Here is a 25824-nt window from a genome sequence, read left to right as displayed (position 1 = left end):
CGACGGTGGGGCCATGCGGCTTCCGACCATCACCGACGCGCTGCGGGCGCGACAGCTCCTCCGGCCCCTGCTCGCGCCCACCCCGCTCTCGTCGTATCCGGCGCTCGACGCGGCCACGGGCGCGCGGGTGCTCGTCAAGCACGAGAACGTCCAGCCGACCGGCGCGTTCAAGGTGCGCGGCGGCCTCCACCTGCTCGCCACGCTCGACCCGGCGGAACGGGCGCGCGGGGTGCTCGGGTACTCGACCGGAAACCACGCGCAGTCGCTCGCCTACGCCGCCGCGCACCACGGCGTGCCGTGCACGATCGTCATGCCGGAACGGCCCAACCCGGTCAAGGCGCGTGCGGTGCGCGACCTCGGCGCGGAACTGGTCGAACACGGCGAGCGGTTCGACCAGGCCCGCGTGCACGCGGAACGGCTCGCCGCCGAACGGGGACTGCGGCTGGTCAGCGCGGCCAACGAGCCGGCGATCATCGCCGGGGTCGCCACCGCCTACCTCGAACTCTTCGACGCCGAACCCGGGCTCGACGTGGTGCTGGTCCCGGTCGGCAGCGGCACCGGGGCCGCCGCGGCCACCCTGGTCGCGGCGGCACTGGCCCCGGGGTGCGAGGTCATCGCGGTCCAGTCGGCGGCGGCCCCGGCCGCCCACGACTCCTGGCGGGCGGGGGAACTGGTCGACCGGCCGAACCGGACCACCGCCGAGGGCCTGGCGACCGGCTCCGGCTTCGCGCTCACCCAGGAACTCCTGCGCGACCGGCTCACCGACTTCCTGCTGGTGGCGGACCGCGCCATCGAGCAGGCGCAGCGGCTCTTCCTGCGGGCCGCGCACACCGTGGCCGAAGGCGCCGGTGCCGCCGCGCTCGCCGCCCTGCTGGTCCACCGCGACCGCTTCGCCGGCCGGTCGGTGGCGGTGCTCTGCAGCGGGGGCAACGCGGGTGAGGCGGAACTCAATTCGATGGGCCGCCCGGCCGCGGTCGGGTAGGTTCTCCCGCATGCACCGGGTCTTCCTCACCGTTTCCCCGCCACGCCCCTGAGCGGGGCGTCTGCGGCCGTGCGGTGACCTGGTTCCCGCACGGCGACCTCGTGCTGTTCACGATCGAATTCGCCCCGCCCGTCGGAATTCGCTGTTCCTTCGACGTTGGAGCGTGTTCGACTTGTCCATTTCCGTAATCGCGCCTGCCCGGGAACGCGCCGCCGGTGCGTTGATTACCGCGGGTGTTCTCTGGGGCACCGGCGGTCTCGCCGGTTCATTTCTCGGTGCGCAGGGAAATCTGCACCCGCTGGGGGTCGCCGGGTGCCGGTTGTTGTTCGGCGGGCTGTGCGCCGTTTTGTACCTGGCGGTGACCGGGCAATTGCGCGCGGTGCCCCGCGGCCGGGCGGTGGTGGTGCGCCTGCTGTCCGTCGGCGCCCTGCTCGCGGTGTTCCAGGTGAGCTACTTCGCCGCGGTGGCGCTGACCTCGGTGAGCGTGGCGACGATGACCACGATCGGCAGCGTGCCGGTGTTCGTCGCGGCGGCCACGACCATCCGGGACCGGCGGCTGCCCGCCGCGAGCACCCTGGTCGCGGTGGCCATCGCGCTGGCGGGGCTGGTGCTGCTGACCTCGTCCTCGGACGGGGTGCTCACCGGTGACCGGTTGCTCGGCGGGCTCGGCTGCGCCCTGGTCGCCGGCGCCGGTTTCGCGGTGTTGACGCTGGTCAACGGCAGGCCGGTGGCCGGGCTGGCCCCCCTGCCCACGATCGCCTTCGGCTGCCTGGCCGGTGGCGTGCTGCTGCTGCCGCTGAGCCTCGGCCCGGTGCTGGTGGCGGACTGGCGGCCCGCGGTGGTGGCCGCGGCGCTGTTCCTGGCGGTGGTGCCGACCGCGGTGGCCTACGCGGCCTACTTCCGCGGCCTGCGCACCGCGCACCCGGTGGTCGCGGCCCTGGCCGCGTTGCTGGAACCGCTGGTCGCCGCCCTGCTGGCGGCGTTGCTGCTGGGTGAGCGGCTGGGGCTGACCGGCTGGGCGGGCGCCGCCCTGCTGGTCGGTGCGCTCGCGGTGACCTCGCTCCGGCGGGCGGGCTGACCGCGGCCGGGGCCCGGCCGCCGGGCCGGGCCCCGGTCAGCGCCTGAGCTGGCGGACCTGGATGGCGAGCGAGTGCAGCGCCCGGCTCAGCCGGTCCTGGTCGTCGCGGTCGGGTTCGCGCCGGGCGGCGCGGTCCCGCTCGCGCTGCCGCTCGCCCGCCGTTCCGCGCGCGAGCAGCGACCTGGTGAATTGCTCGGGCATGTTCTTCCCCCTCGGGCTTCGCGCGGCAATTCGATTCGCTCAACGAGTCGTCGTGCTGCCGCACGACGTTACACAATCACTTCCGGAGCGGGCGCCCCGCCGAAATACCGGTGGCGGCGGTCACCGAATTTCTGTCGAACGGCGGGGTGTGCCGGAATCACTGCCGCGGCGGCTCCAGCGGCAGTGTGCGGCCGAGAATGGCGAACGCCCGCGGATCACCGGCGAAGTAGTAGTCCCGCAGCACGTCGACAAAACCGACGCGGCGGTAGAGCTTCCACGCCCGGCTGGTGCCCTCCGGGGTGGACAGCAGCACCCGCCCGTTCTCCACCCCGTCGAGCAGGCGGCGCAGCAGGTCCTCGCCGATGCCCGCGCCCTGCTGGTCCGGGCGCACGTGGATCTCGGTGAGCTCGAAGTAGTCGCCGAGCCACTGCTCGGCGGCCTCCTGGCCGCCGCGCTGCAGCAGCCCGCGCCGCACCTGCTCGTGCCACCACTGCCCCACGCTGCCCCGGTAGCCGTAGGCCAGCCCGAGCAGGGTGTTCTCCGCGTCCAGCGCGGCGATGCAGCGCCAGCCCTCGCGCAGCGCGTGGGTCAGCCACATCGGGGCGCGTTGCTCGGCGGTGCCGTCGGGGTACCGCATCGCGCTGACGTAGATGTCGAGCGCTTCGGGGAGCCGCGCCCGGAACTCCGCCTGCGAAAGGCGGGCGAACCGGGTGTAGCCGGAAGAGGTCGCGGTCACGGGTGTGCATTCTCCCGCGCGCCGGCCAGCGCGCCCGCACGGCCCCCGGTGAGCGCGAGCAGTTCGGCGTAGGTGGTGGGGAACACGGCCTTCGCGTGCCCGGCGGCGGCCCACACCACCTCGTGGGCCTCGAGCGCGGTGTCCACCAGCGTGGTCAGCTTCGCCGGGTGCCCGACCGGCGCCACCCCGCCGATCACCTGCCCGGTGTGCTGCTTGACGAAGGCGGGATCGGCCTTGCTCACGGCCGTGGCGCCGGACAGCTCGGCGAGCGTGGCGGGGTCCGCGCGGTGGGCGCCGGAGGTCAGCGCGAGCAGCGGCTGGTCACCCCCGGCGTGGGTGGCGCGGAACACCAGGCTGTTGGCGATCGCGCCGACCGGCACGCCGAGTGCTTCGGCGGCCTGCGCGGCGGTGCGGACTTCGGCGGGCAGGACCCGGATGCCCTCGGCGGCGTGGGGCAGGCCCGCTCCGGCGAGCGCGGCCGCCACCTTGGCGATCGCGGGGTGTTCGGTGCTCATGCCGTCCATCAGATCACGAGCCCCCCGACCGGCGCAGGGGGTGGCACTTGGCGAAACGCCGGGCAGGGGCTAATGTGGATATCGAACATACGTTCGACGTCCGGTGGGCGCCCGCCGGACAGGCACCCGGCGGCGGGGCGGGGGAAGCGCTTCGTCGCCGGGTGCCGTCCGCGAAAGCGAAAGGCTGTCGTTATGTCCTCAGCGATCACATCACGGGTGTGTGCTGCTCAGACGATGCTGCCGATGTCCCTGCGGCCCCCGGCGCCGCCCGCCGCGGTCTCGCTGCTCGCCAGGGCCCGGCGGGCGCTGACCGAGGCCGCCCGTGAGACCGAGCCCGCCGAGCGGTTCATGGCGGCCTACCTGACCGCGCACAAGTCGGCCGCCGCGGTGGTCGCTGCGCGTGGGCGCCCGCACCGGGGCCGGGCCAAACCGGCCAGCGTCTGGGTGCTGCTGGAGGCGGCCGTGCCCGAGATGAAGGAGTGGGCGCTGTTCTTCGCCGCCAACTCCGCGCTCCAGGCCGCCCTGCTGGCCGGCACCAGCAAGCGGCCGAGCCGCGAAACCGCGGACGAACTGTTCGAGCGGAGCGCGCAGTTCCTCGAGCTGGCTCGCCAGGCCGTGCACGGGGACAGTTGATGTGGTGGCACGACCTCGTCGATCCCGGCCGGTTGCCGGACGTGATCGCCACCGAGGGCGAGTCGCTGAGCGAGCTCGCGCGCACGACCGCACCGGACGCGCCGGTGCCCTCCTGCCCCGGCTTCACCACCGACGGGCTGCTGCGGCACGTCGGCAGTGTGTTCCGGGTGGTGAGCGCGCGGCTGGACGCCGGGGAGCCCCCGGAGCACTGGCAGCGCGAGCCCGCCGAGGAGCAGACGACCGAGGAGTACCTGCGCACCGGGCTGCGTGAGCTGCACGCCCGGCTGGTCGCCCACCCGCCCGGTGAATGGGCCTCGACCTGGTGGCCCGAGGACGAGACCTACGGCTTCTGGCGGCGCCGGGTGGCGCACGAGACCACGGTCCACCGGGTGGACCTGGAGGAGGCCGCCGGGCGGGAGCGCGGGCACATCGGGGAGGACCTCGCCCTCGACGGGGTGGACGAGGTGCTCCGGCTGTGGTTCGGGCACCGGCTCTACGAACTGGGCCTGTCCGGCACCAGGGAGGCCACGGTGGCGGTGCGCACCGGCGACCACAGCTGGTTCGCCAGGGCCGGGCCGGGGGAGACCCACGCCTGGCGCTGCACCGAGGCGGAGGCCGACCGGGCCGACGCCCAGGTCACCGGTTCGCCGGTGGCGGTCTACCTCTGGCTGTGGGGCCGGTTGCCCAACGGCGCGGTCACCCAGCACGGGGATTTCGACGCGATCGCCCAGCTGTGGGCCCTGCTGCGACTGGCGACCCGGTAGCGGATCCATGGGGAAGTGGATCGGGCTAGGGTCCCCCGCATGGGGTTGACGGCGGTGGTGTTCGACGTGGCGCGGCCGAGGGCGGTCGCCGGGTTCTGGTCAGCCCTGGTGGACTGGCCGATCACGGTGGACCGCCCCGGTCGCGTCGAGGTCGCTTCGGGCGGTTTCTCGCTGGCCTTCGAGGAATCCGCGGTGCCGAAGACGGTGAAGAACCGGATCCACCTGGACCTGGCCAGCGCCTCGGCCGCGCACCAGTCGTCCATTGTGGGCAAAGCGCTGGCGCTGGGGGCGGCCAGGGCGGACATCGGCCAGCGCGGTGCGCTGCCGTGGGAGGTGCTCGCCGATCCCGGCGGCAACGAGTTCTGCGTGCTGGAGCCGCGCCCGGAGTACCGCGAAACCGGCGCGTTCGCCGCCGTGGTGCTCGACGGCGGCCCCATCGAGCCGGCCGCGTTCGAACGGCTGGCAGAGTTCTGGTCGGCCACCACCGGCTGGCCCATCCGGCAACGGCACCCGGTGCAACTCGGCCTGCGGTCCCCCGGCGGCACCGGCCCCTGGCTGGAACTGCTGCTCGACGGGGATGCCAAGCAGGTCGGGGACAGGGTGCGCTTCGAGGTGACCGGCCCCGAACCGGGCGAGCGCCGGGACCCGCTGGGCCACGAGTTCCGGGTGGTTTCCCAAGGCTGAAACACCCGCGCCCCAGACCCGCAACAACCGGGGCGGACCGTGGGGTGATGGACACGGGCCGAACGCGCACCACCGCACCGGAGAGCACCGTCGAGGCAGCCGCCGGCACGACCTGGCGCCTGCGCGTCCGGATGGACGACAGTCCGGGCACCCTGGCCAGGGTCACCATCCGGCTGGCCGACCTGGGCTGCAACATCCTGGGCCTGCAGGTCATGCCGGTGCCCGGTGGGGTGGTCGACGAACTGGTGGTCCGCCCGGCCCCCGGGGTCGGCCGGGCCGATCTGGCCGCGGCGATCGCCGAGGAAGGCTGCGAATGCGCCGGGATCACCGACGCCGACGTGCGCGAGCTGGTGGACCCCTCCGCCACCGCGTTGTCCGCCGCCGCCCGCGTCGTCGACGATCCGGCGAGACTGGCCGACGTGCTGCGTGAGGTGCTCGCCGCCGACGTGGTCACGCTGGTGCCGTCGAACGAGGCGAACCCGGCCCGCGTCGAGGGCGGCCACCGGCGGGTGTTCCCGGCCGGTGCCGAGGGTGCGCTGGTGGCCCGCCGCAGCTGGGCGCCGTTCGTGCAACTGGAGGTCGCGCGGGCACGGGCCATGCTCGGCCTGCTCACCGCGGTGCGCACGAACCTGGCCGGCCCCGCCGTGGTGACCTGCGACGACGGTGCCACGGTCGTGCTGCGCCCCGGCCGCCCCGCCGATGCCGATGCGGTGTTCGCCCTGCACAACCGGTCCTCGAAGGCCACCCTGTTCCACCGCTACCACACCGGTATGCGCACGGTGCCCCGCCGCTGGCTGCACCGGTTGCTGATGCCGCCACGCGGGCTGAGCCTGCTCGCCGTCGCCGGACGGGACGTCGTCGGCCTCGGTCAGCTGATCCCGTCGGCCAACGGCGGCGCCGCCGAGGTCTCGCTACTGGTGGAGGACGGCTGGCAACGCCAGGGCCTCGGCACCGCGCTGCTGGGCAGGGTCGCCGAACTGGGCGCCGCCGCCGGGCACCGCGAGCTGGTCGCCGTCTGCCTACCGGGTCAGGACGCCGTGCGCCGAGCCGTCCGGCGCGCGGGCCTCACCGCCGCGGACCCCGAGAACGGCGTGCTCCGCATCGAACTCCGGGGCGACTGACACCCGCGTCCTCGATCGGCGAGCCTCCGGCGCTCAAGGGGGAGGAAGCGCCAGAGGCCGCCTGCCGATCGAGGGATCGGCGCCGAGCAGCTTAAGGCGACCTGCTGTCGTCTCGCTGTCAAAAACCGCCGGATCGCTGACTGACCGCCGTGCCGTGTCCGGCGAGCACACCGCGCACGCCTACCTGTTCGGCTGTGCCTGGAGCTGACCGCGGGTCAGCGGTTCCAGAACCAGTCCTTGCCGCGGGCCTCGCGCAACGCCTTCTTCTTGCGTTCCTGGGTGAGCCGGTCGAGGTAGAGCATGCCGTCGAGGTGGTCGGTCTCGTGCTGCAGGCACTGCGCCAGCACGTCGTCGCCCTCCACCAGCACCGGCTCGTTGCGCAGGTCGACGCCCTTGACCACGGCGTGCTTCGCCCGCACCGTCGGGAACCACAGTTCCGGCACCGACAAGCAGCCCTCGTTGATCTCGTGTGTTTCCTCGGACAGCTCCACGATCTCCGGATTGATCACGTAACCCTTGAGCGCGCCCACGTCGTAACTGAACACCCGCAGGTTCACCCCGATCTGCGGGGCGGCGAGCCCGGCGCGGCCGGGCGCGGCCACGGTGTCCATCAGGTCGGCCACCAGCGCTTCGGTGGACTTGTCGAACCGGGTGACCGGATCGCTGACCGTTTTGAGCACCGGATCGCCGAAATACCGCAGCTCACGCAACGCCATGGATCTTTCCTTCGTTAGGCCCCAGCTTTCTCCGCAGTTTACGGTCCGTCAGGCCCGCAACCGCAGCCCCTTCGGCGTCGCGCGAAAACCGGCTTCGCGCAGGATTTCGGCCAGTGCGGAGGTCAGCGCGTGCTCCCCGTCGGCCCGTTGCACCGACAACTGCCCCAGCCACCCGGACCGCACCGCACCCGACAACGCCTCCGCCGCGGCTCGCAACGCCGGTTCCGCCTCGGTGAACGACAGCAGCGAGCGCCCGCCGCGTTCCACGTACAGCACCGGCACCCCGTCGACCAGCACCGCGAGCGCGCCCGCCTTCCTGGCCGGCCGGTGCTTGGTCTCGCCGACCGCGGCCGGCCAGTCGAGTGCCGCGCCGTACGGCTGGGCCGGATCGGTGGCCGCCAGCACCACCGCATCGGTGGCCGTGCGCCCGCCCGCGTTGTCGGACATCGCCCGCAGCCGGTCCACCGCGCCCTTGGCGGCGAACTGCGCCGCGCCGAGCCCTTCCACCACATAACCCCGGATCACCTGCCCGGAGTCCTCCATCCCGCGCAACACCTTGTAGATCCCGGAAAAACCGCCGGTGACCCGCTCGGTGTCGAGCGCGCCCTTGGTCAGCACCCCGTGCCGCTCCAGGAAGGCCTCGGTCCGCGCGTGCGTGCGCCGCGTGGGCTCGGCCTCCCGGTTCGGCGTGAGCCCCCAGCGCCCGGCCACGGTCGGCGGACCGGTTCGCGAGGGCATCGACGGCCGCGCCGCGCGCATCCGCGCGTACCGGCTGCGCGGCGCCGCCCGCCGCGGTTTGTGCGCCGCCCCGGACCCGGACACCTGTGCCCGCAACGGCGCGAGCGTGTCCCCGGTGACCAGACCGGCCCACACCAGATCCCACAGCGCGGTCACCACGTCACCGTCGGCGGGCGGGGCGTCCACCAGCACCGAAACCCGGTCCACCAGCTGGCGGAAGAACAGCGCGCCGCTGTCCAAAGTGGACAGAATGGCGGCGTGCAGCGGGCCGTCCGGCGGGTTCTCCTCCACCTCGGGCAACAGCAGGTCGGCGACGTCGACCGGGGCGAGCGCCAGCCAGCCGTCGCTGCCCGGCAAGGTGCCGCACCCCGCCCACACCACTTCACCCGCGGCGGTCAGTTCGTCCAGCAACGCGGGGTGGTACCCCGGCAGCCTGCTGGGCAGGATCAGCGACTCCACCGCACTGGCCGGCAACGGCGCCCCGGCCAGCTGCTCCACCACCGAGAGCACGTCGTCCGCGGTCGGCGCCGAGCGCATCCGCGCCCCGACACCGTGCCAGGACGGCAGGAACCGCCCGAGCGCGGCGGGTTCCACCGGTTCGACCTCGGCCCGCAGCTTCGCCAGCGAGGCCCGGCGCAACCGCCGCAGCACCGACGAATCGCAGTACTCCAGCCCGAGGTCGTGCGGCTCGCGCTCGCCGGGGTGACCGACCGGGCTCAGTTCACCGCGCACCAGCCTGCCCTCGGTGGTCAGCCGGTCCAGCACCCCGGTCACCACCGCGGGCCCCAGCCCGAACCGCTCCGCCGCCTGCCGCGCGGTGAACGGGCCGCGGGTGCGGGCGTACCGGATGAGCAGGCCGCCCAGCGGATCCGGCACCGGCTCGGTGAACGCCTCCGGCACCCCGACCGGCAGCGCCACGCCCAGCGCGTCCCGGACGCGCCCGGCGTCCTCGATGGCCAGGAACCGTTCCTCACCGGCGATCCGCACCCGGATCGCCCGCCGCGCCGCTTCCAGTTCGGTCAGCCACTCCGGCCGGATGCCGCGCAGCCGCCCTTCTTCGACGGACAGGTCACCGAGGAAGCGCAGCAGGTCGGCGGCGTCCTCCGCGTGCCGGGCGTGCCGATCCTCGTCCAGCCGCTGCAACGACCGCTCGACCTCGGCCACCGTTTCCGCGTCGAGCAGTTCGCGGATGGCTTCGGTGCCGAGCAGTTCCGCGAGCAGCGTCGAATCCAGCGACAGCGCCGCCGCCCGCCGCTCGGCCAGCGGCGCATCCGTCTCGTAGAGGAACATGCCGACGTAGCCGAAGAGCAGGCTGCGCGCGAACGGCGAGGGCGACGGCGTCTCCACCTCGACCACCCGCACCTTGCGGGCCCGCACGTCGGCCATCAGCTCACGCAGCCCGCCGACGTCGTACACGTCCTGCAGGCATTCGCGCATCGCTTCGAGCACCACCGGGAAGCGCTCGTACTTCGCCGCCACCGACAGCAGTTGCGAAGCCCGCTGCCGCTGCTGCCACAGCGGGCTCCGCCGCCGCGGATCCCGCCGGGGGAGCAGCAGCGACCGCGCCGCGCACTCCCGGAACCGGGCCGCGAACAACGCCGACCCGCCCACCTCGGCGATGATCAGCTGCTCGACCTCCTCCGGGTCCAGCAGCACGTCGTCCACCTCGACGCGGATGTCCGCGCCCTCGGCGTCCAGCGCGTCCGGCAGCCGCAGCACGATGCCGTCGTCGGAATGCGCCACCTGCGCGTCCACCCCGCGGTTCTCCCGCAGCCGCGCGGCGATCGCCAGCGCCCACGGCGCGTTCACCTGCCCGCCGAACGGGGAGTGCAGGATGACCCGCCAGTCGCCCAGCTCGTCGCGGTAGCGCTCGAGCAGCACCGTGCGGTCGTTCGGCACGTGCCGGGTCGCCGACCGCTGCTCACCGAGGTAGGCCAGCAGGTTGCCGGTGGCGAACTCGTCCAGCCCGGCCCGCGCGGCCCGTTCGCGTGCCGCCTCCTCATCCGAAGTGGACAGTTCGCGGACGAAGGCACCCAGCGCCCGCCCCAGCTCCAGCGGCCGCCCCTGCGCGTCCCCCTTCCAGAACGGCATGCGGGCCGGTTCGCCGGGCGCGGGCACCACGATCACCCGGTCGTGCGTGATGTCGGTGATCCGCCAGGAGGAGGTGCCGAGCAGGATCGTGTCGCCCACCCGCGACTCGTAGACCATCTCCTCGTCGAGCTCGCCCACCCGCGAGCCCGGCCTGCCCTCCGCACCGGGGGTCATCACGGTGAACAGCCCGCGATCCGGGATGGTGCCGCCCGAGGTGACCGCCAGCCGCTGCGCCCCCGGCCGCCCGCGCAGCTCGCCGGTGATCCGGTCCCAGGTGATCCGCGGGCGCAGCTCGCCGAACTCCTCGCTGGGATACCGCCCGGCGAGCATGTCCAGCACGGCGTGCAGCGCGTCGTCCGGCAGCCCGGCGAACGGCGCGGCGCGGCGGACCAGCGCGGCCACCTCGCCCACCGTCCACGGCTCCAGCGCGACCATCGCCACCACCTGCTGGGCCAGCACGTCCAGCGGGTTGCGCGGGTACCGCACCGCCTCGATCGCCCCGGCCGCCATCCGCTCGGCGACCACCGCGCAGGAGACCAGGTCACCGCGGAACTTCGGGAACATCACCCCGCTGGAGACCGCGCCGACCTGGTGCCCGGCGCGGCCGACCCGCTGCAGCCCGGAGGCCACCGTCGGCGGCGCCTCGATCTGCACCACCAGGTCCACCGCGCCCATGTCGATGCCCAGCTCCAGTGAGGACGTCGCCACCACGCACGGCAGCCTCCCGGACTTCAGGTCCTCCTCCACGTGCGTGCGCTGCTCACGCGACATCGAGCCGTGGTGCGCCCGCGCGACCACCGGCTCGGCCCCGGTGGCCAGCCCGGACTCGCCGATCGCCTCGGCCGGGTACCGCTGCCCCGGCTGCAGCTCGGAGCCGGTCTCGGTGGCCAGCTCGTTCAACCGGGAGGTGAGCCGCTCGGTCAGCCGCCGCGAATTGGCGAACACGATGGTCGAGCGGTGGGCGCGGATCAGCTCCAGCACCCGTTCCTCCACCGCGGGCCAGATCGACGGCCGCCGGATCTCCTCCGGCGGCTCCAGCTCGCCGTCCATCGGGAAGGGCGGCGCGGCCTCCGGCTCGCCGGGCGACTGGCGTGGTGCGTCGAGGTCGGCCATGTCCTCGACCGGCACCTCGACCCGGACCTCGATGGTCTTCGCCAGCTTCGGCTGCACCACCCGCACCGGCCTGCCGCCGCCGAGGAAGGCGCTCACCTCGTCGAGCGGGCGGACCGTGGCGGACAGCCCGATCCGCTGGGCCGGTTTCGGCAGCAGCGCGTCCAGCCGCTCCAGCGACAGCGCCAGGTGCGCCCCGCGCTTGCTGCCGGCCACCGCGTGCACCTCGTCGACGATCACCGTCTCCACCCCGCGCAGCGACTCCCTGGCCGAGGAGGTGAGGATGAGGAACAGCGACTCCGGCGTGGTGACCAGGATGTCCGGCGGGGTGCGCTGGAACGAGCGCCGTTCGGCGGCCGTGGTGTCGCCGGTGCGCATGCCGACCTCGATCTCCGGCGGCCGCAGCCCGAGCCGCCGCGACGCCTGGGAGATGCCCGCGAGCGGGGCCCGCAGGTTGCGCTGCACGTCGACGGCCAGCGCCTTCAGCGGCGAGACGTAGAGGACGCGGCAGCGGTGCAGCGCGTTCTCCGGCGGCGGCTCCACCGCCAGCCGGTCCAGCGCCCACAGGAAGGCCGACAGCGTCTTGCCCGACCCGGTCGGCGCCACGACCAGCGCGTGTTCGCCGGCGTGTGCCGCGCGCCACGCCCCGTCCTGCGCCTGGGTGGGCGCGGCGAAGGCTCCCGCGAACCAGTCCCTGGTCGCGGGGGAGAAGAGGTCCAGCACTCCGGTCACGCTCTCCATCTTGCGCCCGGGGTCCGACAATTTCGTGGCGGGGGAATCTGCCGGGTGGCCATCCACCGTGGTGGCTGACGTGGGAACATCACCGCGTTCGTCCCGCTGGGGGGCTTGGAGAGGGGAGTGTCGTGCGGATCCTGTCGGTGGACCTCGGGACCTCGAACACGGTGGCCGTGCTGTCCGCGCACGGGCGCGCGCCGCGCGTGGTCGAGGTGGACGGCTCGGCGAACATGCCGTCGGCGGTCTTCGCCGGTGAGGACGGCACGCTGATGGTCGGCCGGGACGCCGAACGCCGCGCCAGGCTGGACCCGACCCGCTTCGAGCCCAATCCCAAGCGCCGGGTGGACGAGCAGACCCTCTTGCTGGGCAACGACATCGTGCCGGTCAGCGAGGCGCTGGCGGCGATCCTGCGCCGGGTGCTCGACGAGACCTCCCGCCAGCTCGGCGGTGAGCAGCCGGACGAGGTCCGGCTGACCCACCCCGCGCAGTGGGGCCCGGTCCGCCGCAACGTGCTGCTCTCCGCCGCGCGCCTGGCTGGCATGGGCACGAACCTGTCGCTGGTGCCCGAGCCGGTGGCCGCGGCCGCGCACTTCGCCTCCTTCCCCGGCAAGACGCTGGCCCCGGGCCAGGCGCTGGCCGTCTACGACCTGGGCGCGGGCACCTTCGACGTGGCCGTGGTCGGCGCCACCCAGAACGGGTTCACCGTGCTCGCCGAGGACGGCCTGCCCGACCTCGGCGGCCTCGACGTGGACCAGGCGCTGCTGGTGCACGTCGGCCGTGAGGTGTCGCACAAGGACCCCCAGCGCTGGCAGCGGCTGCTGCGGCCGGAGTCCACTCCGGACCGGCGCACCCGCCGCGCGCTGCAGGAGGACGTGAAGGCGGCCAAGGAGGCGCTCTCGCGGCACCCGCAGACGGAGGTGCCGATGCCGGAGCCGTTCGCCGACGTGCTGGTCACCCGCTCCGAGCTGGAGGCGCTGGTCCGGCCCGCGATGCTGCGCAGCGTCGAGCTGCTCTCGCGCACCGTGCGCTCGGCCGGGCTGTCGCCGGACCGGCTGGTCGGCATCTACCTGGTCGGCGGTTCGTCCCGGTTGCCGCTGGTCGGCAGCATGATCGCGGAGAAGCTGGGGGTGGTCCCGGCCAGCCTCGACCAGCCGGAGACCGCGGTCGCGCTGGGCGCCCACCACGTCGCCCGCGACGGCATCAGCATGCGCACCCAGCACGTCGAAGGGCACCTGGCGGCCAACGGCACCGGCACGCACACGGTGACCCCCGGCCTGCCGGGACCGCCGCCGCCGCAGCCGGTGCCCGCGATGCCGGGGCCCTACCAGCAGCAGAGCGCCCCGCCGAGCTTCCCGGCCAACTTCCCGCCCAGCGGGCCGCAGCAGGCGCTCGGGGGGCAGCACGGCCAGCACGGCCAGCACGGCCAGCAGGCGCCGTCGAACTTCCCGACCTACTCGCTCGCCGGCCAGGGCGACGGCGGGGGAGCGGCGGCCAAGAAGAAGCGGAAGCTGGTCATCGGCATCGCCGCGGCGGTGGCCGTGGTGGTGGCCGCCGCGGTGGTGTTCTTCCTGCTGCCGCCGGGCTCGGCGGCCACCTACACCGCGCAGGAGTGCGCGCAGCCGGGCCAGCCGGACGGCGACGACGGGCTCACCGGCTGCATGCGCCAGCTGGCCGGGCGCGTGGCCGACAACGGGCAGTGCTCACCGGGCATCCGCGGCGCGGCCGCCCCGCCGGACGTGGCCGCGCTCGGCGTCGCGGTCACCTGCTCGGCGCCGGGCCGGGCGGGCACGCAGATCAACTACGTGCACGCCAAGGACGCCGACCTGGTCAAGCAGCACACCGACGCGCTGCTGAACGCCGCGGGCGGCAGCGACAGCGACAAGGTGGAGGCGGACTGGAAGGGCAACGGGCTGCAGGGCCGCTACACCTCGGCCAGCAGCCAGGCCACCTCGGTGCTGGTGTTCACCGTCAGCGACCGGCCGCTGGTCGGCTTCATCTACCAGGTCAACGACCAGAGCCGGCCGGACGCGCCGGGGCCGTCGGAGCTGGCGGACTACTTCGAGCAGCAGGTTCAGCCGGGCGAGTGAACCCCGGCTAGCGCCTGCGGTTGTTCCGCAGCGCGCGCAGGCCGACCACGATGACCGCGACCAGGGTCGCGGCCGAGGCGATCGCCAGTGCGGTGCCGCCCCACGCGGGCATCTCCTGGGCCAGGTGCATGGGTACACGGTACCGCTGTCTACGCTGGACGAGATGCGTATCACGGTGTTCCGGCGGCTGATGGCGGACGAGTTCGGCGCGACCAGGGCGGAGACGCTGAGCCGGGACCACCTGTTCAGCGGCCTCGGCGGGCGGACCGTCGAGCAGGCGCTGGCCGCCGGCGTGCCGGCCAAGGAGATCTGGCAGGAGGTCTGCGCGGCCTTCGAGGTCCCCGCCGAACGCCGGTGAACCACCCGGGGCGTGTCGGTGTCAACCTCGAACACGTGTTCGGCTATCGTGTCATCCACAACGCGATGGTCGATCCACAGATCGCGGCCTGTGCCCGAAATTGTCGGACCCGGCACGTAGCGTCGGGATCGACAGCCTGACAGCTCGAAGACCAGCCACAGGCAAGCCGGCCGGACCGGCTCCGACCACGACCAACGAGGTGGAATTCCAATGCCAGCAGCACCGGACAGGGACAAGGCACTCGAACTGGCCCTGGCGCAGATCGACAAGCAGTACGGCAAGGGTTCGGTGATGCGCCTCGGCGACGAGGGCCGCGCACCGATCGCGGTGATCCCCACCGGCGCCATCGCGCTGGACATCGCCCTCGGCATCGGCGGCCTGCCGCGCGGCCGGGTGGTGGAGATCTACGGCCCGGAGTCCTCCGGTAAGACCACGGTCGCCCTGCACGCGGTGGCCAACGCCCAGCGCAACGGCGGCATCGCCGCGTTCATCGACGCCGAGCACGCGCTGGACCCGGAGTACGCCAAGGCGCTCGGGGTGGACACCGACGCGCTGCTGGTGTCCCAGCCGGACACCGGTGAGCAGGCGCTGGAGATCGCGGACATGCTGATCCGCTCCGGCGCGCTGGACATCCTGGTCATCGACTCGGTGGCCGCGCTGGTGCCGCGCGCCGAGATCGAGGGCGAGATGGGTGACTCGCACGTGGGTCTGCAGGCTCGCCTGATGAGCCAGGCGCTGCGGAAGATCACCGGTGCGCTGAGCAACTCCGGCACCACCGCGATCTTCATCAACCAGCTGCGTGAGAAGGTCGGCGTGATGTTCGGCTCGCCGGAGACCACCACCGGTGGTAAGGCGCTGAAGTTCTACGCCTCGGTCCGGCTCGACGTGCGCCGCATCGAGACGCTGAAGGACGGCGGCGAGCCGGTGGGCAACCGCACCCGCGTCAAGGTGGTCAAGAACAAGGTCGCGCCGCCGTTCAAGCAGGCCGAGTTCGACATCCTCTACGGCAAGGGCGTCTCGCGCGAGGGCTCACTCATCGACATGGGCGTGGACCAGGCCCTCGTCCGCAAGTCGGGTGCCTGGTACACCTACGAGGGCGACCAGCTGGGGCAGGGCAAGGAGAACGCCCGCAAGTTCCTGCTGGACAACCCGGACATCGCCAACGAGATCGAGAAGAAGATCAAGGAGAAGCTCGGCATCGGCGCCCAGGTCGACGCCGAAGACGCCGTGGCCCCTGCCCCGGTCGACTTCTGATCCCCCGAGATCGGGCGGGGACCGGGCAGCCACCGCACCACCCGCCTGACTCTCGCCGGTCGACGCGGCGCCGTTCCGGTGCCGTGACCTGACTAGGAGAACCGTGCCGAGGTTGAACCCCGAGGAGCTGTCGCCGGAGGAGCGGGCGAAGAAGGCCAAAGAGGTCTGCTTCGACCTGCTCGCGGCGCGGCCCCGCACCAAGGACGAGCTGCGGCAAGCCTTGCGCCGCAAGGGTTTCGACGAGGACACGAGCGAGACCATGCTCGGCAAGCTGGACAACGCCGGGCTGATCGACGACGCCGCCTTCGCCGAGGTGTGGGTGCGCTCACGGCACACCCACCAGGGCCTGGCCCGGCACGCGCTGGTCGCCGAACTGAAGCGCAAGGGCGTGGACGCGGAGATCGCGGTGCAGGCCGCCGGCGAGGTGGACCGCGAAGCCGAGGAGCAAAAGGCTCGGGAACTGGTGCGCAAACGCCTGCGCTCCCTGGGCAACGTCGACGAGCAAACCGCCATCCGCCGCCTGCTGGGCACCCTGGCCCGCAAGGGCTACCCGCAGGGCCTGGCCTACACCGTGATCCGGGAGGAACTACGCGACTTCGGCGCCGAGTCCACCCTGCTGGACAACGCCATCCCCGACTGACCTCCAACCCCAAGGCACACCTCGACGCCGGTGCCCAAATTCGGCGGATGACGAGCCGTCGAGAGCGGCGGTGTGCGTCGTGGCGGTCACCTCGGGCTGGGGCTCATCGCACCACCTGGTGCGTGGTCGCCTGCTCTCCTTCCTGGAGGTTGCCTGCCGTATGCGCCGCCACCTGGGGCGCCGCGTTTGGCTGAGTCCAGCGCACGACAGGTGTGCGGTGGGTCGTTGAGTGGCGGGCTGGGGCCGTGATGGGAGCGGCGCCGTGGCAGGGGGACTGCATCTGCTCGCTGTGGTGGTTGCACCTGCCCGTGGGCGCCGCCTCTGGGTGTGCCGTGTCGACTGGCTGAGTCCAGCGCATGGCTGGCGGGTGGTGGGTCGTTGAGTGGTGAGCTGGGGCCGTGATGGGAGCAATGGCGGGCGCCGCGGTCCGGGTGTTCTACCAGCAGTTCGGCGGCCGCCAGTGCATCCTGTTCTGCCTGTTCGAGCACGCCCATCACGGCAGCGCTCGCGGATTGGGCGCTGCCCAGGCCAGGGTCGCTTGACGACCTGCACGTGAGCTGTGGCGCCCGGGGCAGGTGGACTGCAGCGGTTCCACGCGGCTTGCGGTCTCACGAAATCAAGCATTGCTGGGTGCGCAGTGCTGTGTTCGCCTGCTCACTGTGGCTGCACCTGCCCGTGGGCGCCGCCTCAGGGTGTGGCAGCGGTGGTGGAGCTGCGGCGTTCATGGGAGGTGAGGCCGCAATGCACGGCTGCCGATGACCGGTTGTCGGGTGAGGGTGGTGGCGGAGCTGATGGGCACCTGTGCAGGTGGACCACAGCGGCGGCCTCGGCCCGCGGCCTTGCCGCGTCTACCGAGCCTCCTGACCAGCAGGCGAACCGTGGGAGCGAGGCCGAGCGCTGGACACCGCCCAGCACGTCCTGCCGACTCGGCATCGCGTCAACCTGCGTTGCGGGGGGGGGGGTCGGTCTGCCCCCGCCCGCACCACCAGGCGAACCCGCCGGTCAGCGCAGTTTCGCGGCTTCCGCGGCCAACTGCTCGATGCGGGCGAAGTCCTTGGCTGCCACGGCGTCCTTCGGGGTCAGCCAGGTGCCGCCGATGCAGCCGACGTTCGGCAGCGCAAGGTACGCAGGCGCCGAAGCGAGCGTGATACCGCCCGTCGGGCAGAACTTCAGCGAAGGCAGCGGGCCGGCGATCGACTTCAGGTAATTGACGCCGCCGCTGGCTTCGGCTGGGAAGAACTTCAGCGCCTCCACGCCCCGCTCGGCCAGGCGCATCGCTTCGGAGACCGTGCTCGCACCCGGCAGGAACGGCAGGCCGGTGTCGAAGCAGGCGTCCAGCACACCGTCCGTGGTGCCCGGCGTGACCAGGAACCGCGCACCCGCGTCCGCCGCCTGCTTCGCCTGGCCGGGGCTGGTGATCGTGCCCGCACCGATCAGGATGTCCGGCACCTCGGCGGCGACCCGCTCGATCGCCGCCAGGGCGACCGGGGTGCGCAGGGTCAGTTCGATCACCCCGATGCCACCGGCGAGCAGCGCCGATGCCACGGGCACCGCGTCCGCCACGTCCTCCACCACGACAACCGGCATCACGGGGGATGCCTGCAGCAGTTCCAAGCCGGTGGTCACGCCACTACCTCTTTCGTCAGCCCAGCACCGAAGTGCCCGGGGGTGTACCCGCCGAACACGCCGGCGCCCTGGTCGGCGGGGCCGACCGCCCGGCGCAGCGCGCCGAACAGCTCCCGCCCGGTGCCGGTCCAGGATGCCTCATCCGGCGGACCGTCCACCAACGGCCGTGCCGCCAGCTCCGCCGCGCTGACCTGCACCTCCAGCAGCCCGGTGTCGGCGTCGAGGCGGACCAGGTCACCGTCGGCGATCCGCGACAGCGGGCCGCCCGCGGCGGCTTCCGGAGTCAGCTGGATGGCCGCCGGGATCTTGCCCGACGCCCCGGACATCCGGCCGTCGGTGACCAGCGCGACCTGGAAGCCCCGGTCCATCAGCACACCCAGCGCCGGGGTGAGCCCGTGCAGCTCCGGCATGCCGTTCGCCATCGGGCCCTGGTTCCGGATCACCACGACCACGTCCCGGTCCAGCTCACCGGCCCGGAAGGCCGCCGAGAACTGCTCCTGCGTGGTGAACACCCTGGCCGGGGCCTCGACCACGCGGTGTTCCGGTGCCACCGCCGAAACCTTGATCACCGCGCGACCGAGGTTCCCCGCGACCATGCGCAGCCCGCCGTCGGCGGAGAACGGGCGCGAAGCCGGTCGCAGCACCTCTTCGTCGAGGCTGTGCCCGGCGGTGTCGCGCCAGGTCAGCGTGCCGTCGAGCAGGACCGGCTCCTGCCGGTACCGGTTCAGCCCCGGACCGGCGACGGTCTGCACGTCCTCGTGCAGCAAGCCGGCGTCGAGCAGGGTGCCGATCAGGAACTGGATGCCGCCGGCGGCGTGGAAGTGGTTGATGTCCGCGCTGCCGTTCGGGTACACGCGTGCCAGCAGCGGGACCACGGCCGACAGGTCGGCGAAGTCGTCCCAGGTCAGCTGGATGCCCGCGGCGGCGGCGATGGCGGGCAGGTGCAGCGTGTGGTTGGTCGAACCGCCGGTGGCCAGCAGCGCCACCACCCCGTTGACCACCGCCTTCTCGTCGATGACCCGGCTCAACGGCGTGTACTCGGCACCCCGCGAGATCGCCACGGCCCGCCGCCCGGTCTCCTCGGTCAGCGCCCGGCGCAGCGGTGTCCCGGGGTGCACGAAGGTCGCGCCCGGCAGGTGCAGCCCCATCACCTCGACGACCATCTGGTTCGAGTTCGCGGTGCCGTAGAAGGTGCACGTGCCGGGGGAGTGGTACGACGCCGCCTCGGCTTCGAGCAGGTCTTCGCGGGTCGCCAGCCCCTCGGCGTAGAGCTGCCGGACGCGGGCCTTCTCCTTGTTGGGCAGGCCGGAGGTCATCGGCCCGGCGGGCACCAGGATCGACGGCAGGTGGCCGAAGGACAGCGCCCCGATGAGCAGCCCCGGCACGATCTTGTCGCACACCCCGAGCAGCAGCGCGCTGTCGAACATCTCGTGCGACAGCGCGACGCCGGTGGCCATCGCGATCACCTCGCGGCTGAACAGCGAAAGCTCCATGCCCGCGCGGCCCTGCGTGATGCCGTCGCACATGGCGGGCACACCGCCGGCGAACTGGGCCACACCGCCCGCTTCGCGCACGGAGACCTTGAGCCAGTCGGGGTACTCCTGCAGTGGCTGGTGAGCCGAAAGCATGTCGTTGTAGGAGGACACGATCGCGACGCCGGGGTTGCGCGCGGCCCGCAGGGCTTCCTTGTCGCCGCCGGTGATCCCGGCGAAGCCGTGGGCGAGGTTGCTGCACGCCAGTCCGCGCCGGGCGGGGCCTTCGACGTGGGCGGCGGCGGTGCGGTCGAGGTAAGCGGCGCGGCTCTCGGCACTGCGCGCCACGATGCGCTCGGTCACTTCGGCGATGACGGGGTGCAGGCGGCTCATTCGGCGGCTCCGGTGCGGATCACGGGGATTTCGGGAGTGGTCCGGTGACGGCGGCGCTGACGTCCGGTCTTCGTGGTGACGGTCCACACAGTACAGAAGGGTGAACGCCGAATCAAAATCGATCCAGAAGAACTTCCAACGTGATCCCGATCACGTAGTGCGACCAGGGTGTGCTACTTGTCACACTGGACAAGGCAAGGCAGAGTCAGGCACCAGCGCGCCCCACCACGGTGCGGCCCGGCCCCGCCCCGGCCGCACGAACTGACTGACCGTCGGAGGTACGTATGACCACCACCGAATTCACCGAGCTGCGCCGCACCATCGGGCAGTTGCGGCAGTGCGTAGGCGCGCTGCGGGCCAAGTACGGCGAGGCGCCGGCGGTCCGCCGGATCGCCAACGACGTCGAACGGCTCGAAATCGACGTCAACGAGTTCGACGACACGCCCCCGGTGCCGCAGCAGGCCCGCGCCACCGACCGCGCCAACGTGGTCGTGGTCCCCGACACCCCCTACGACCCGTCACTCTGGCACGGCGCTGACGACGAAGGCGTCGGTGGCTACCAGCGTGACCAGCGGTGAGCGCCCCGGCTGACGAGGCAAGCCGCCCGGGAACCGGGGTCTTCGCGCCCAAGCGCGCGAAGATCGGCGAACGCACCCTGCGCAAGGACCGGTGGTGGCTGCCACCGCTGATCACCACGCTCGGGCTCGCCACGTTCGTCGTCTACGCGACGATCCGCTCGTTCGTGCGCACGGCGTACTGGGTGGAGGAGTACCACTACCTCACGCCGTTCTACTCGCCGTGCCTGAGCGATTCGTGCGTGGCGGGGTCGAGCCACTTCGGTACGCCGTTCGGCGAGCTGCCCGGGTTCATCCCGCTCGGCTTCGTGGTGCTGCCGTTCCTGCTCGGCTTCCGGCTGACCTGCTACTACTACCGCAAGGCGTACTACCGGTCGGTGTGGTTCTCGCCGCCGGCCTGCGCGGTCGCCGAACCGCACGCGAAGTACACCGGCGAGACCCGGCTGCCGCTGATCATCCAGAACGTCCACCGCTACTTCTTCTACGTGGCGCTGGTGGTCTCGCTGATCAACACCTACGACGCGATCCTCGCCTTCCACGGCTCCGGCGGCGGGTTCGGCTTCGGCCTCGGCAACATCGTGCTGCTCGGCAACGTGATCATGCTCTGGGCGTACACGCTGTCCTGCCACTCGTGCCGGCACATCACCGGCGGCAGGCTGAAGCACTTCTCCAAGCACCCGGTGCGCTACTGGCTGTGGACCCAGGTGACCAAGCTGAACAACCGGCATATGACGCTGGCGTGGATCACGCTCGGCACCCTGGTGCTGACCGATCTCTACGTGATGCTGGTGGCCAGCGGCACGATCGCCGACCTCCGGTTCGTGAACTGAACCTCCTCCCCAACCGACAACGGCGTCAGAACTGCACTGAGGTGACTTGATTTATGACCGAGGTCGAACGGCACAGCTACGACGTGGTGGTGATCGGTGCCGGTGGCGCCGGTCTCCGCGCGGTGATCGAGGCGCGGCAGCGCGGCCTCAGCGTGGCCGTGGTGTGCAAATCGCTGTTCGGCAAGGCGCACACGGTGATGGCCGAGGGCGGCTGCGCGGCGTCCATGGGCAACGCGAACGAGCGCGACAACTGGCAGGTGCACTTCCGCGACACCATGCGCGGCGGCAAGTTCCTGAACAACTGGCGGATGGCCGAACTGCACGCGAAGGAGGCGCCGGACCGGGTCTGGGAACTGGAGTCCTACGGCGCGTTGTTCGACCGCACCGCCGACGGCCGGATCAGCCAGCGGAACTTCGGTGGCCACACCTACCCGCGCCTGGCGCACGTCGGCGACCGCACCGGGCTCGAACTGATCCGCACCATGCAGCAGAAGATCGTTTCGCTGCAGCAGGAGGACTTCGCCGAGCACGGCGACTACGAGGCGAAGCTCAAGGTGTTCGCCGAGTGCACCGTCACCGAACTGATCAAGGACGGCGACCGGATCGCCGGGGCGTTCGGGTACTACCGGGAGAGCGGCCGGTTCGTGCTCTTCGAGACGCCCGCCGTGGTGCTGGCGACCGGCGGCATCGGCAAGTCGTTCAAGGTCACCTCGAACTCCTGGGAGTACACCGGCGACGGGCACGCGCTGGCGTTGCGCGCCGGGGCCACGCTGATCAACATGGAGTTCGTCCAGTTCCACCCGACCGGCATGGTCTGGCCGCCCAGCGTGAAGGGCATCCTGGTCACCGAGGGCGTGCGCGGGGACGGCGGGGTGCTGAAGAACTCCGACGACAAGCGGTTCATGTTCGAGTACATCCCCGACGTGTTCAAGGGCCAGTACGCGGACAGCGAGGACGAAGCCGACCGCTGGTACACCGACCAGGAGGAGAACCGGCGCACGCCGGACCTGCTGCCGCGCGACGAGGTGGCGCGGGCGATCAACTCCGAGGTCAAGGCGGGCCGCGGTTCCCCGCACGGCGGGGTGTTCCTGGACATCGCCAGCAGGCTGCCCGCCGAGGAGATCCGCCGCCGGTTGCCGTCGATGTACCACCAGTTCAAGGAACTGGCCGACGTGGACATCACCGCCGAGCCGATGGAGGTCGGCCCGACCTGCCACTACGTGATGGGCGGCATCGAGGTCGACCCGGACACCGCGGCTTCGACGGTGCCCGGCCTGTTCGCCGCGGGCGAGTGCTCGGGCGGGATGCACGGCTCGAACCGCCTCGGCGGCAACTCGCTGTCGGACCTGCTGGTGTTCGGCCGCCGCGCCGGACTCGGTGCGGCGGCCTATGTGGAGGGCCTGGAGCACCGGCCGTCGGTGGCGCAGGAACGGATCGACGCGGCGGCGAAGCTGGCGGTGGCGCCGTTCGACCCGCCGGCGAACGGGGTGGAGGAGAACCCGTACACCCTGCACACCGAACTGCAGCAGTCGATGAACGACCTGGTCGGCATCATCCGCAAGGCCGAGGAGATCGAGCAGGCGCTGGCCAAGCTCGCCGAGATCAAGCAGCGCGTGCACCAGGTCACCGTGGAGGGGCACCGGCAGTTCAACCCGGGCTGGCACCTGGCGCTGGACCTGCGGAACATGCTGGTGGTCAGCGAATGCGTGGCCAAGGCGGCGCTGCTGCGGACGGAGAGCCGCGGCGGGCACACCAGGGACGACCACCCGCAGATGGATTCCCAGTGGCGCAACAGGTTGCTGGTGTGCCAGGTGGACGACGGCGACGAACTGGTGCCCGGGGTGACGGTGACGCCGAAACCGCAGGAACCGCTGCGCCAGGACCTGCTGGAGTTGTTCGAGCTGACCGAGCTGGAGAAGTACTACACCGAGGACGAGCTGAGCACGCACCCGGGAAGGCGGGCCTGAGATGGGGTACAAGGCGAGCTTCCGGGTGTGGCGCGGTGACGACACCGACGGCGAACTGCAGGACTACACCGTCGAGGTGAACGAGGGTGAGGTGGTGCTCGACATCATCCACCGGCTGCAGGCCACGCAGGCGCCGGACCTGGCGGTGCGGTGGAACTGCAAGGCGGGCAAGTGCGGTTCGTGCTCGGCGGAGATCAACGGCCGCCCGCGGTTGCTGTGCATGACCCGGATGTCGGTGTTCGACGAGGACGAGGTCATCACGGTCACCCCGATGCGGACCTTCCCGGTGATCCGGGACCTGGTCACCGACGTGTCGTTCAACTACACCAAGGCGCGGGAGATCCCGTCGTTCACCCCGCCGGCGGACCTCAAGCCCGGCGAGTACCGGATGCAGCAGGTGGACGTCGAGCGCTCGCAGGAGTTCCGCAAGTGCATCGAGTGCTTCCTGTGCCAGAACACCTGCCACGTGGTGCGTGACCACGAGGAGAACAAGGAGGCGTTCGCCGGGCCGCGGTACCTGATGCGGATCGCGGAACTGGAGATGCACCCGCTCGACGTGGCCGACCGCCGGGAAGCCGCGCAGGACGAGCACGGCCTCGGTTACTGCAACATCACCAAGTGCTGCACCGAGGTCTGCCCGGAGGGCATCCACATCACCGACAACGCGCTCATCCCGATGAAGGAACGCGTGGCCGACCGCAAGTACGACCCGATCGTCTGGCTCGGCAACAAGCTCTTCCGCCGGGGCACCTCCGACCGCCCCTGAACGCGAGAAAGCAGGGCGTTCCCCGTGCCAGTCACGAGGAACGCCCTGCTTTGCCGTGAAAGCTCAGAGCGGCCCTTCGCCGGTCTTCACCGGCATCGGGGCGGCGGCCAGCGGCTTGGCGCCCTTCGGGGCCTTCTTCCGGCGCGACATCTTCTTCTGCAGCCACGAAGCGAACGTGGTGAGCAGGAAGTTCAGCACCACGTAGATGACGCCGATGACGATGTAGGTCGGAATGGTGTTGTTGAAGTTGCCGGAGATCACGTTGGCCTGGCGCAGCAGGTCCGGCACCGACAGCGCACCACCGGCGAGCGCGGTGTCCTTCAGGATGACCACCAGCTGGCTGACGATGGCGGGCAGCATCGCGGCCACCGCCTGCGGCAGCAGCACGTTGGTCATCGTCTGCGTCTTGCGCAGCCCGAGCGCCGAGGCCGCCTCGGTCTGCCCCTTCGGCAGCGACTGGATGCCGGCGCGGACCACCTCGGCGAGCACGGAGGCGTTGTACAGCACCAGCCCGGTCACCGCGGCGAACAGCACGCGGTTGTCCGAGTCCACATCGGTGTACTCCGAGTAGAACTCGTTGGCGAAGATCATCAGGATCAGCACCGGGATGGCGCGGAAGAACTCCACGACCACCCCGGCCACCGTGCGGATCGCCCGGTGGTCGGACAGCCGGGCGATGCCGAAGATGGCGCCCACCGGCAGCGCGATCACGATGGACAGCGCCGCGATCAGCAGGGTGTAGCCCAGCCCGGGCAGCAGGAAGGTGATCCAGGTGCCGCCCTCGGTGAACGGGGTCCACTTCTCGCCGGTCAGCTGGTTCTTCTCGGCCAGCTTGTCGATCACCAGGTAGGCGATCAGCACCAGGATGGCGGCGAAGACCACCGTGTAGACGACGTTGCGCGCCTTGGCCTTCGGCCCGGGTGCGTCGTAGAGGACTGAGGGAGCGCCGCTCATCGTTTCACCGCCACTTTCTTCGCCACCCAGCCCAGCAGCAGGCCGACCGGCAGGGTGAGGAGCACGAAGCCGAGCGCGAACACGGCGAAGACCAGGATGATCGCGTCGCTTTCGTTCTCGATCATCTCCGACATCAGCAGCGAGGCTTCGGCCACGCCGATCACGCTGGCCACCGTGGTGTTCTTGATCAACGCGATCAGCACGCTGGCCAGGGGCGCGATCACCGAGCGGAACGCCTGCGGCAGCACGATGATCCGCAGCACCTGGGTGAAGCCCAGCCCGAGCGCGCGGGCCGCCTCGGCCTGGCCGACCGGCACGGTGTTGATGCCCGAGCGCAGCGACTCGCAGACGAAGGTCGAGGTGTAGAGGACGAAACCGAGCACGGCGAGCCGGAAGTTGTTGTCCTCGATGAAGGTCGGTGAATCCGGCGCCGCCAGGTTGAAGGTCAGCGTCGAGGCCAAGCCGATGGAGCAGAAGAAGATGATCACCGTCAGCGGGGTGTTCCGCACGACGTTGACGTAGGCGGTGCCGAACCCCCGCATGATCGGGACCGGGCTCACCCGCATACCGGCCAGGATCGTGCCCCAGATGAGCGAGCCGACGGCGGAGAGCGCCGCCAGCTGGATGGTCATCCAGAAGGCACCGAGGATGTCGTAGTCACCGAGGAAGTCGAACACGGAGAACTCCTCGTCGGATATGGGGCGGGGGGGGGGGGGGGGGGGGGGGGGGGGGGGGGGGGGGGGGGGGGGGGGGGGGGGGGGGGGGGTGGGGGGGGGGGGGGGGGGGGGGGGGGGGGGG

Annotated in this window: 25 protein-coding genes; 15 read left to right on the top strand and 10 right to left on the bottom strand. The window is 71.8% G+C overall.

What is annotated here, in order from left to right; genetic code table 11:
- The first annotated feature begins 13 nt into the window (after window positions 1–13).
- Entirely contained in the window at window positions 14–982 is a 969-nt protein-coding gene (locus tag AC07EG_RS38960) for a threonine ammonia-lyase (RefSeq protein ID WP_478258309.1), read from the top strand.
- 178 nt (window positions 983–1160) lie between these two features.
- On the top strand, window positions 1161–2060 hold the full coding sequence (locus tag AC07EG_RS38955) for a DMT family transporter (protein ID WP_478258321.1): 900 nt from the start codon (window positions 1161–1163) through the stop codon (window positions 2058–2060).
- Between the two features lie 36 nt (window positions 2061–2096).
- Here AC07EG_RS38955 and AC07EG_RS38950 read toward each other — a convergent pair whose 3' ends face one another.
- The 3 genes from AC07EG_RS38950 to AC07EG_RS38940 all read right to left on the bottom strand — a co-directional run bounded on the left by AC07EG_RS38950 (window position 2097) and on the right by AC07EG_RS38940 (window position 3512).
- Window positions 2097–2261: a hypothetical protein gene (locus AC07EG_RS38950; protein WP_478258308.1), complete on the bottom strand. Its 165-nt coding sequence runs from the start codon at window positions 2259–2261 to the stop codon at window positions 2097–2099.
- 157 nt (window positions 2262–2418) lie between these two features.
- On the bottom strand, window positions 2419–2997 hold the full coding sequence (locus AC07EG_RS38945) for a GNAT family N-acetyltransferase (RefSeq protein ID WP_478258307.1): 579 nt from the start codon (window positions 2995–2997) through the stop codon (window positions 2419–2421).
- Complete coding sequence (locus AC07EG_RS38940) at window positions 2994–3512, bottom strand: YbaK/EbsC family protein (protein ID WP_478258306.1); 519 nt, start codon at window positions 3510–3512, stop codon at window positions 2994–2996. The genes AC07EG_RS38945 and AC07EG_RS38940 overlap by 4 nt, the downstream gene beginning before the upstream one ends.
- Window positions 3513–3755: 243 nt before the next feature.
- Between AC07EG_RS38940 and AC07EG_RS38935 the strand changes: the two genes are divergently transcribed.
- From AC07EG_RS38935 to AC07EG_RS38920, 4 genes are read left to right on the top strand one after another with little or no spacing between them, the layout of a single operon-like run.
- Window positions 3756–4145: an SAV_6107 family HEPN domain-containing protein gene (locus AC07EG_RS38935; protein ID WP_478258305.1), complete on the top strand. Its 390-nt coding sequence runs from the start codon at window positions 3756–3758 to the stop codon at window positions 4143–4145.
- Window positions 4145–4909, top strand: a complete 765-nt coding sequence (locus tag AC07EG_RS38930) for a maleylpyruvate isomerase family mycothiol-dependent enzyme (RefSeq protein WP_478258304.1) — start codon at window positions 4145–4147, stop codon at window positions 4907–4909. Before AC07EG_RS38935 ends, AC07EG_RS38930 begins: the two co-directional genes overlap by 1 nt.
- 39 nt (window positions 4910–4948) lie before the next feature.
- On the top strand, window positions 4949–5593 hold the full coding sequence (locus AC07EG_RS38925; RefSeq protein WP_478258303.1) for a VOC family protein: 645 nt from the start codon (window positions 4949–4951) through the stop codon (window positions 5591–5593).
- A gap of 47 nt (window positions 5594–5640) precedes the next feature.
- A complete protein-coding gene (locus tag AC07EG_RS38920; RefSeq protein WP_478258302.1) occupies window positions 5641–6714 on the top strand; it encodes a GNAT family N-acetyltransferase in 1074 nt (357 codons plus the stop codon).
- A gap of 215 nt (window positions 6715–6929) precedes the next feature.
- Here AC07EG_RS38920 and def read toward each other — a convergent pair whose 3' ends face one another.
- Both def and AC07EG_RS38910 read right to left on the bottom strand, forming a co-directional pair.
- Window positions 6930–7430: a peptide deformylase gene (gene def, locus AC07EG_RS38915; protein ID WP_478258301.1), complete on the bottom strand. Its 501-nt coding sequence runs from the start codon at window positions 7428–7430 to the stop codon at window positions 6930–6932.
- Between the two features lie 48 nt (window positions 7431–7478).
- A complete protein-coding gene (locus AC07EG_RS38910; RefSeq protein ID WP_478258300.1) occupies window positions 7479–12110 on the bottom strand; it encodes an ATP-dependent helicase in 4632 nt (1543 codons plus the stop codon).
- 122 nt (window positions 12111–12232) lie between these two features.
- Here AC07EG_RS38910 and AC07EG_RS38905 point away from each other — a divergent pair, with 122 nt between their 5' ends.
- On the top strand, window positions 12233–14191 hold the full coding sequence (locus tag AC07EG_RS38905) for an Hsp70 family protein (RefSeq protein WP_478258299.1): 1959 nt from the start codon (window positions 12233–12235) through the stop codon (window positions 14189–14191).
- Window positions 14192–14198: 7 nt separating this feature from the next.
- On the opposite strand, the gene AC07EG_RS38900 is transcribed toward AC07EG_RS38905, so the two are convergent.
- Window positions 14199–14321: a hypothetical protein gene (locus AC07EG_RS38900; RefSeq protein WP_478258298.1), complete on the bottom strand. Its 123-nt coding sequence runs from the start codon at window positions 14319–14321 to the stop codon at window positions 14199–14201.
- Between the two features lie 33 nt (window positions 14322–14354).
- On the opposite strand from AC07EG_RS38900, the gene AC07EG_RS38895 reads away from it, so the two are divergent.
- The 4 genes from AC07EG_RS38895 (at window position 14355) to AC07EG_RS38880 (ending at window position 16985) form a co-directional block, all read left to right on the top strand.
- Window positions 14355–14549: a DUF3046 domain-containing protein gene (locus AC07EG_RS38895; protein WP_478258297.1), complete on the top strand. Its 195-nt coding sequence runs from the start codon at window positions 14355–14357 to the stop codon at window positions 14547–14549.
- A 210-nt stretch (window positions 14550–14759) separates the two neighbouring features.
- Window positions 14760–15803, top strand: coding sequence for a recombinase RecA (gene recA, locus AC07EG_RS38890; RefSeq protein WP_478258296.1), 1044 nt, complete (start codon window positions 14760–14762; stop codon window positions 15801–15803).
- Between the two features lie 112 nt (window positions 15804–15915).
- Entirely contained in the window at window positions 15916–16443 is a 528-nt protein-coding gene (locus AC07EG_RS38885; protein ID WP_478258320.1) for a regulatory protein RecX, read from the top strand.
- Window positions 16444–16841: 398 nt separating this feature from the next.
- Window positions 16842–16985, top strand: coding sequence for a hypothetical protein (locus AC07EG_RS38880; RefSeq protein ID WP_478258295.1), 144 nt, complete (start codon window positions 16842–16844; stop codon window positions 16983–16985).
- A gap of 460 nt (window positions 16986–17445) precedes the next feature.
- On the opposite strand, the gene eda is transcribed toward AC07EG_RS38880, so the two are convergent.
- Window positions 17446–18069 carry a bifunctional 4-hydroxy-2-oxoglutarate aldolase/2-dehydro-3-deoxy-phosphogluconate aldolase gene (eda, locus tag AC07EG_RS38875; protein ID WP_478258294.1) on the bottom strand — a complete coding sequence of 208 codons (624 nt, stop codon included), beginning with the start codon at window positions 18067–18069 and terminating at the stop codon, window positions 17446–17448.
- A complete protein-coding gene (gene edd / locus AC07EG_RS38870) occupies window positions 18066–19934 on the bottom strand; it encodes a phosphogluconate dehydratase (RefSeq protein WP_478258293.1) in 1869 nt (622 codons plus the stop codon). Before edd ends, eda begins: the two co-directional genes overlap by 4 nt.
- A 284-nt stretch (window positions 19935–20218) precedes the next feature.
- Between edd and AC07EG_RS38865 the strand changes: the two genes are divergently transcribed.
- The 4 genes from AC07EG_RS38865 to AC07EG_RS38850 are packed head-to-tail and all read left to right on the top strand — an operon-like array spanning window position 20219 to window position 24072.
- On the top strand, window positions 20219–20512 hold the full coding sequence (locus AC07EG_RS38865; RefSeq protein WP_478258292.1) for a hypothetical protein: 294 nt from the start codon (window positions 20219–20221) through the stop codon (window positions 20510–20512).
- The gene (locus AC07EG_RS38860) at window positions 20509–21339 is read left to right on the top strand and encodes a hypothetical protein (RefSeq protein ID WP_478258291.1); all 831 of its coding nucleotides are present in this window, start codon (window positions 20509–20511) and stop codon (window positions 21337–21339) included. The genes AC07EG_RS38865 and AC07EG_RS38860 overlap by 4 nt, the downstream gene beginning before the upstream one ends.
- 53 nt (window positions 21340–21392) lie before the next feature.
- Window positions 21393–23306 (top strand): fumarate reductase/succinate dehydrogenase flavoprotein subunit, encoded by a 1914-nt coding sequence (locus tag AC07EG_RS38855; protein ID WP_478258290.1) that lies wholly within the window; start codon window positions 21393–21395, stop codon window positions 23304–23306.
- A gap of 1 nt (window position 23307) precedes the next feature.
- Window positions 23308–24072 carry a succinate dehydrogenase/fumarate reductase iron-sulfur subunit gene (locus tag AC07EG_RS38850; protein ID WP_478258289.1) on the top strand — a complete coding sequence of 255 codons (765 nt, stop codon included), beginning with the start codon at window positions 23308–23310 and terminating at the stop codon, window positions 24070–24072.
- A 63-nt stretch (window positions 24073–24135) separates the two neighbouring features.
- Here AC07EG_RS38850 and AC07EG_RS38845 read toward each other — a convergent pair whose 3' ends face one another.
- Entirely contained in the window at window positions 24136–25026 is an 891-nt protein-coding gene (locus AC07EG_RS38845; protein ID WP_478258288.1) for an amino acid ABC transporter permease, read from the bottom strand.
- Window positions 25023–25703 carry an amino acid ABC transporter permease gene (locus AC07EG_RS38840; RefSeq protein ID WP_478258287.1) on the bottom strand — a complete coding sequence of 227 codons (681 nt, stop codon included), beginning with the start codon at window positions 25701–25703 and terminating at the stop codon, window positions 25023–25025. The genes AC07EG_RS38845 and AC07EG_RS38840 overlap by 4 nt, the downstream gene beginning before the upstream one ends.
- Window positions 25704–25824: the final 121 nt, after the last annotated feature.

It is taken from the genome of Amycolatopsis sp. NPDC045836 (genome assembly GCF_056431745.1).
The sequence above is the reverse complement of the archived record's forward strand: the minus strand, read 5'-3'. Positions and strand labels throughout refer to the sequence as shown.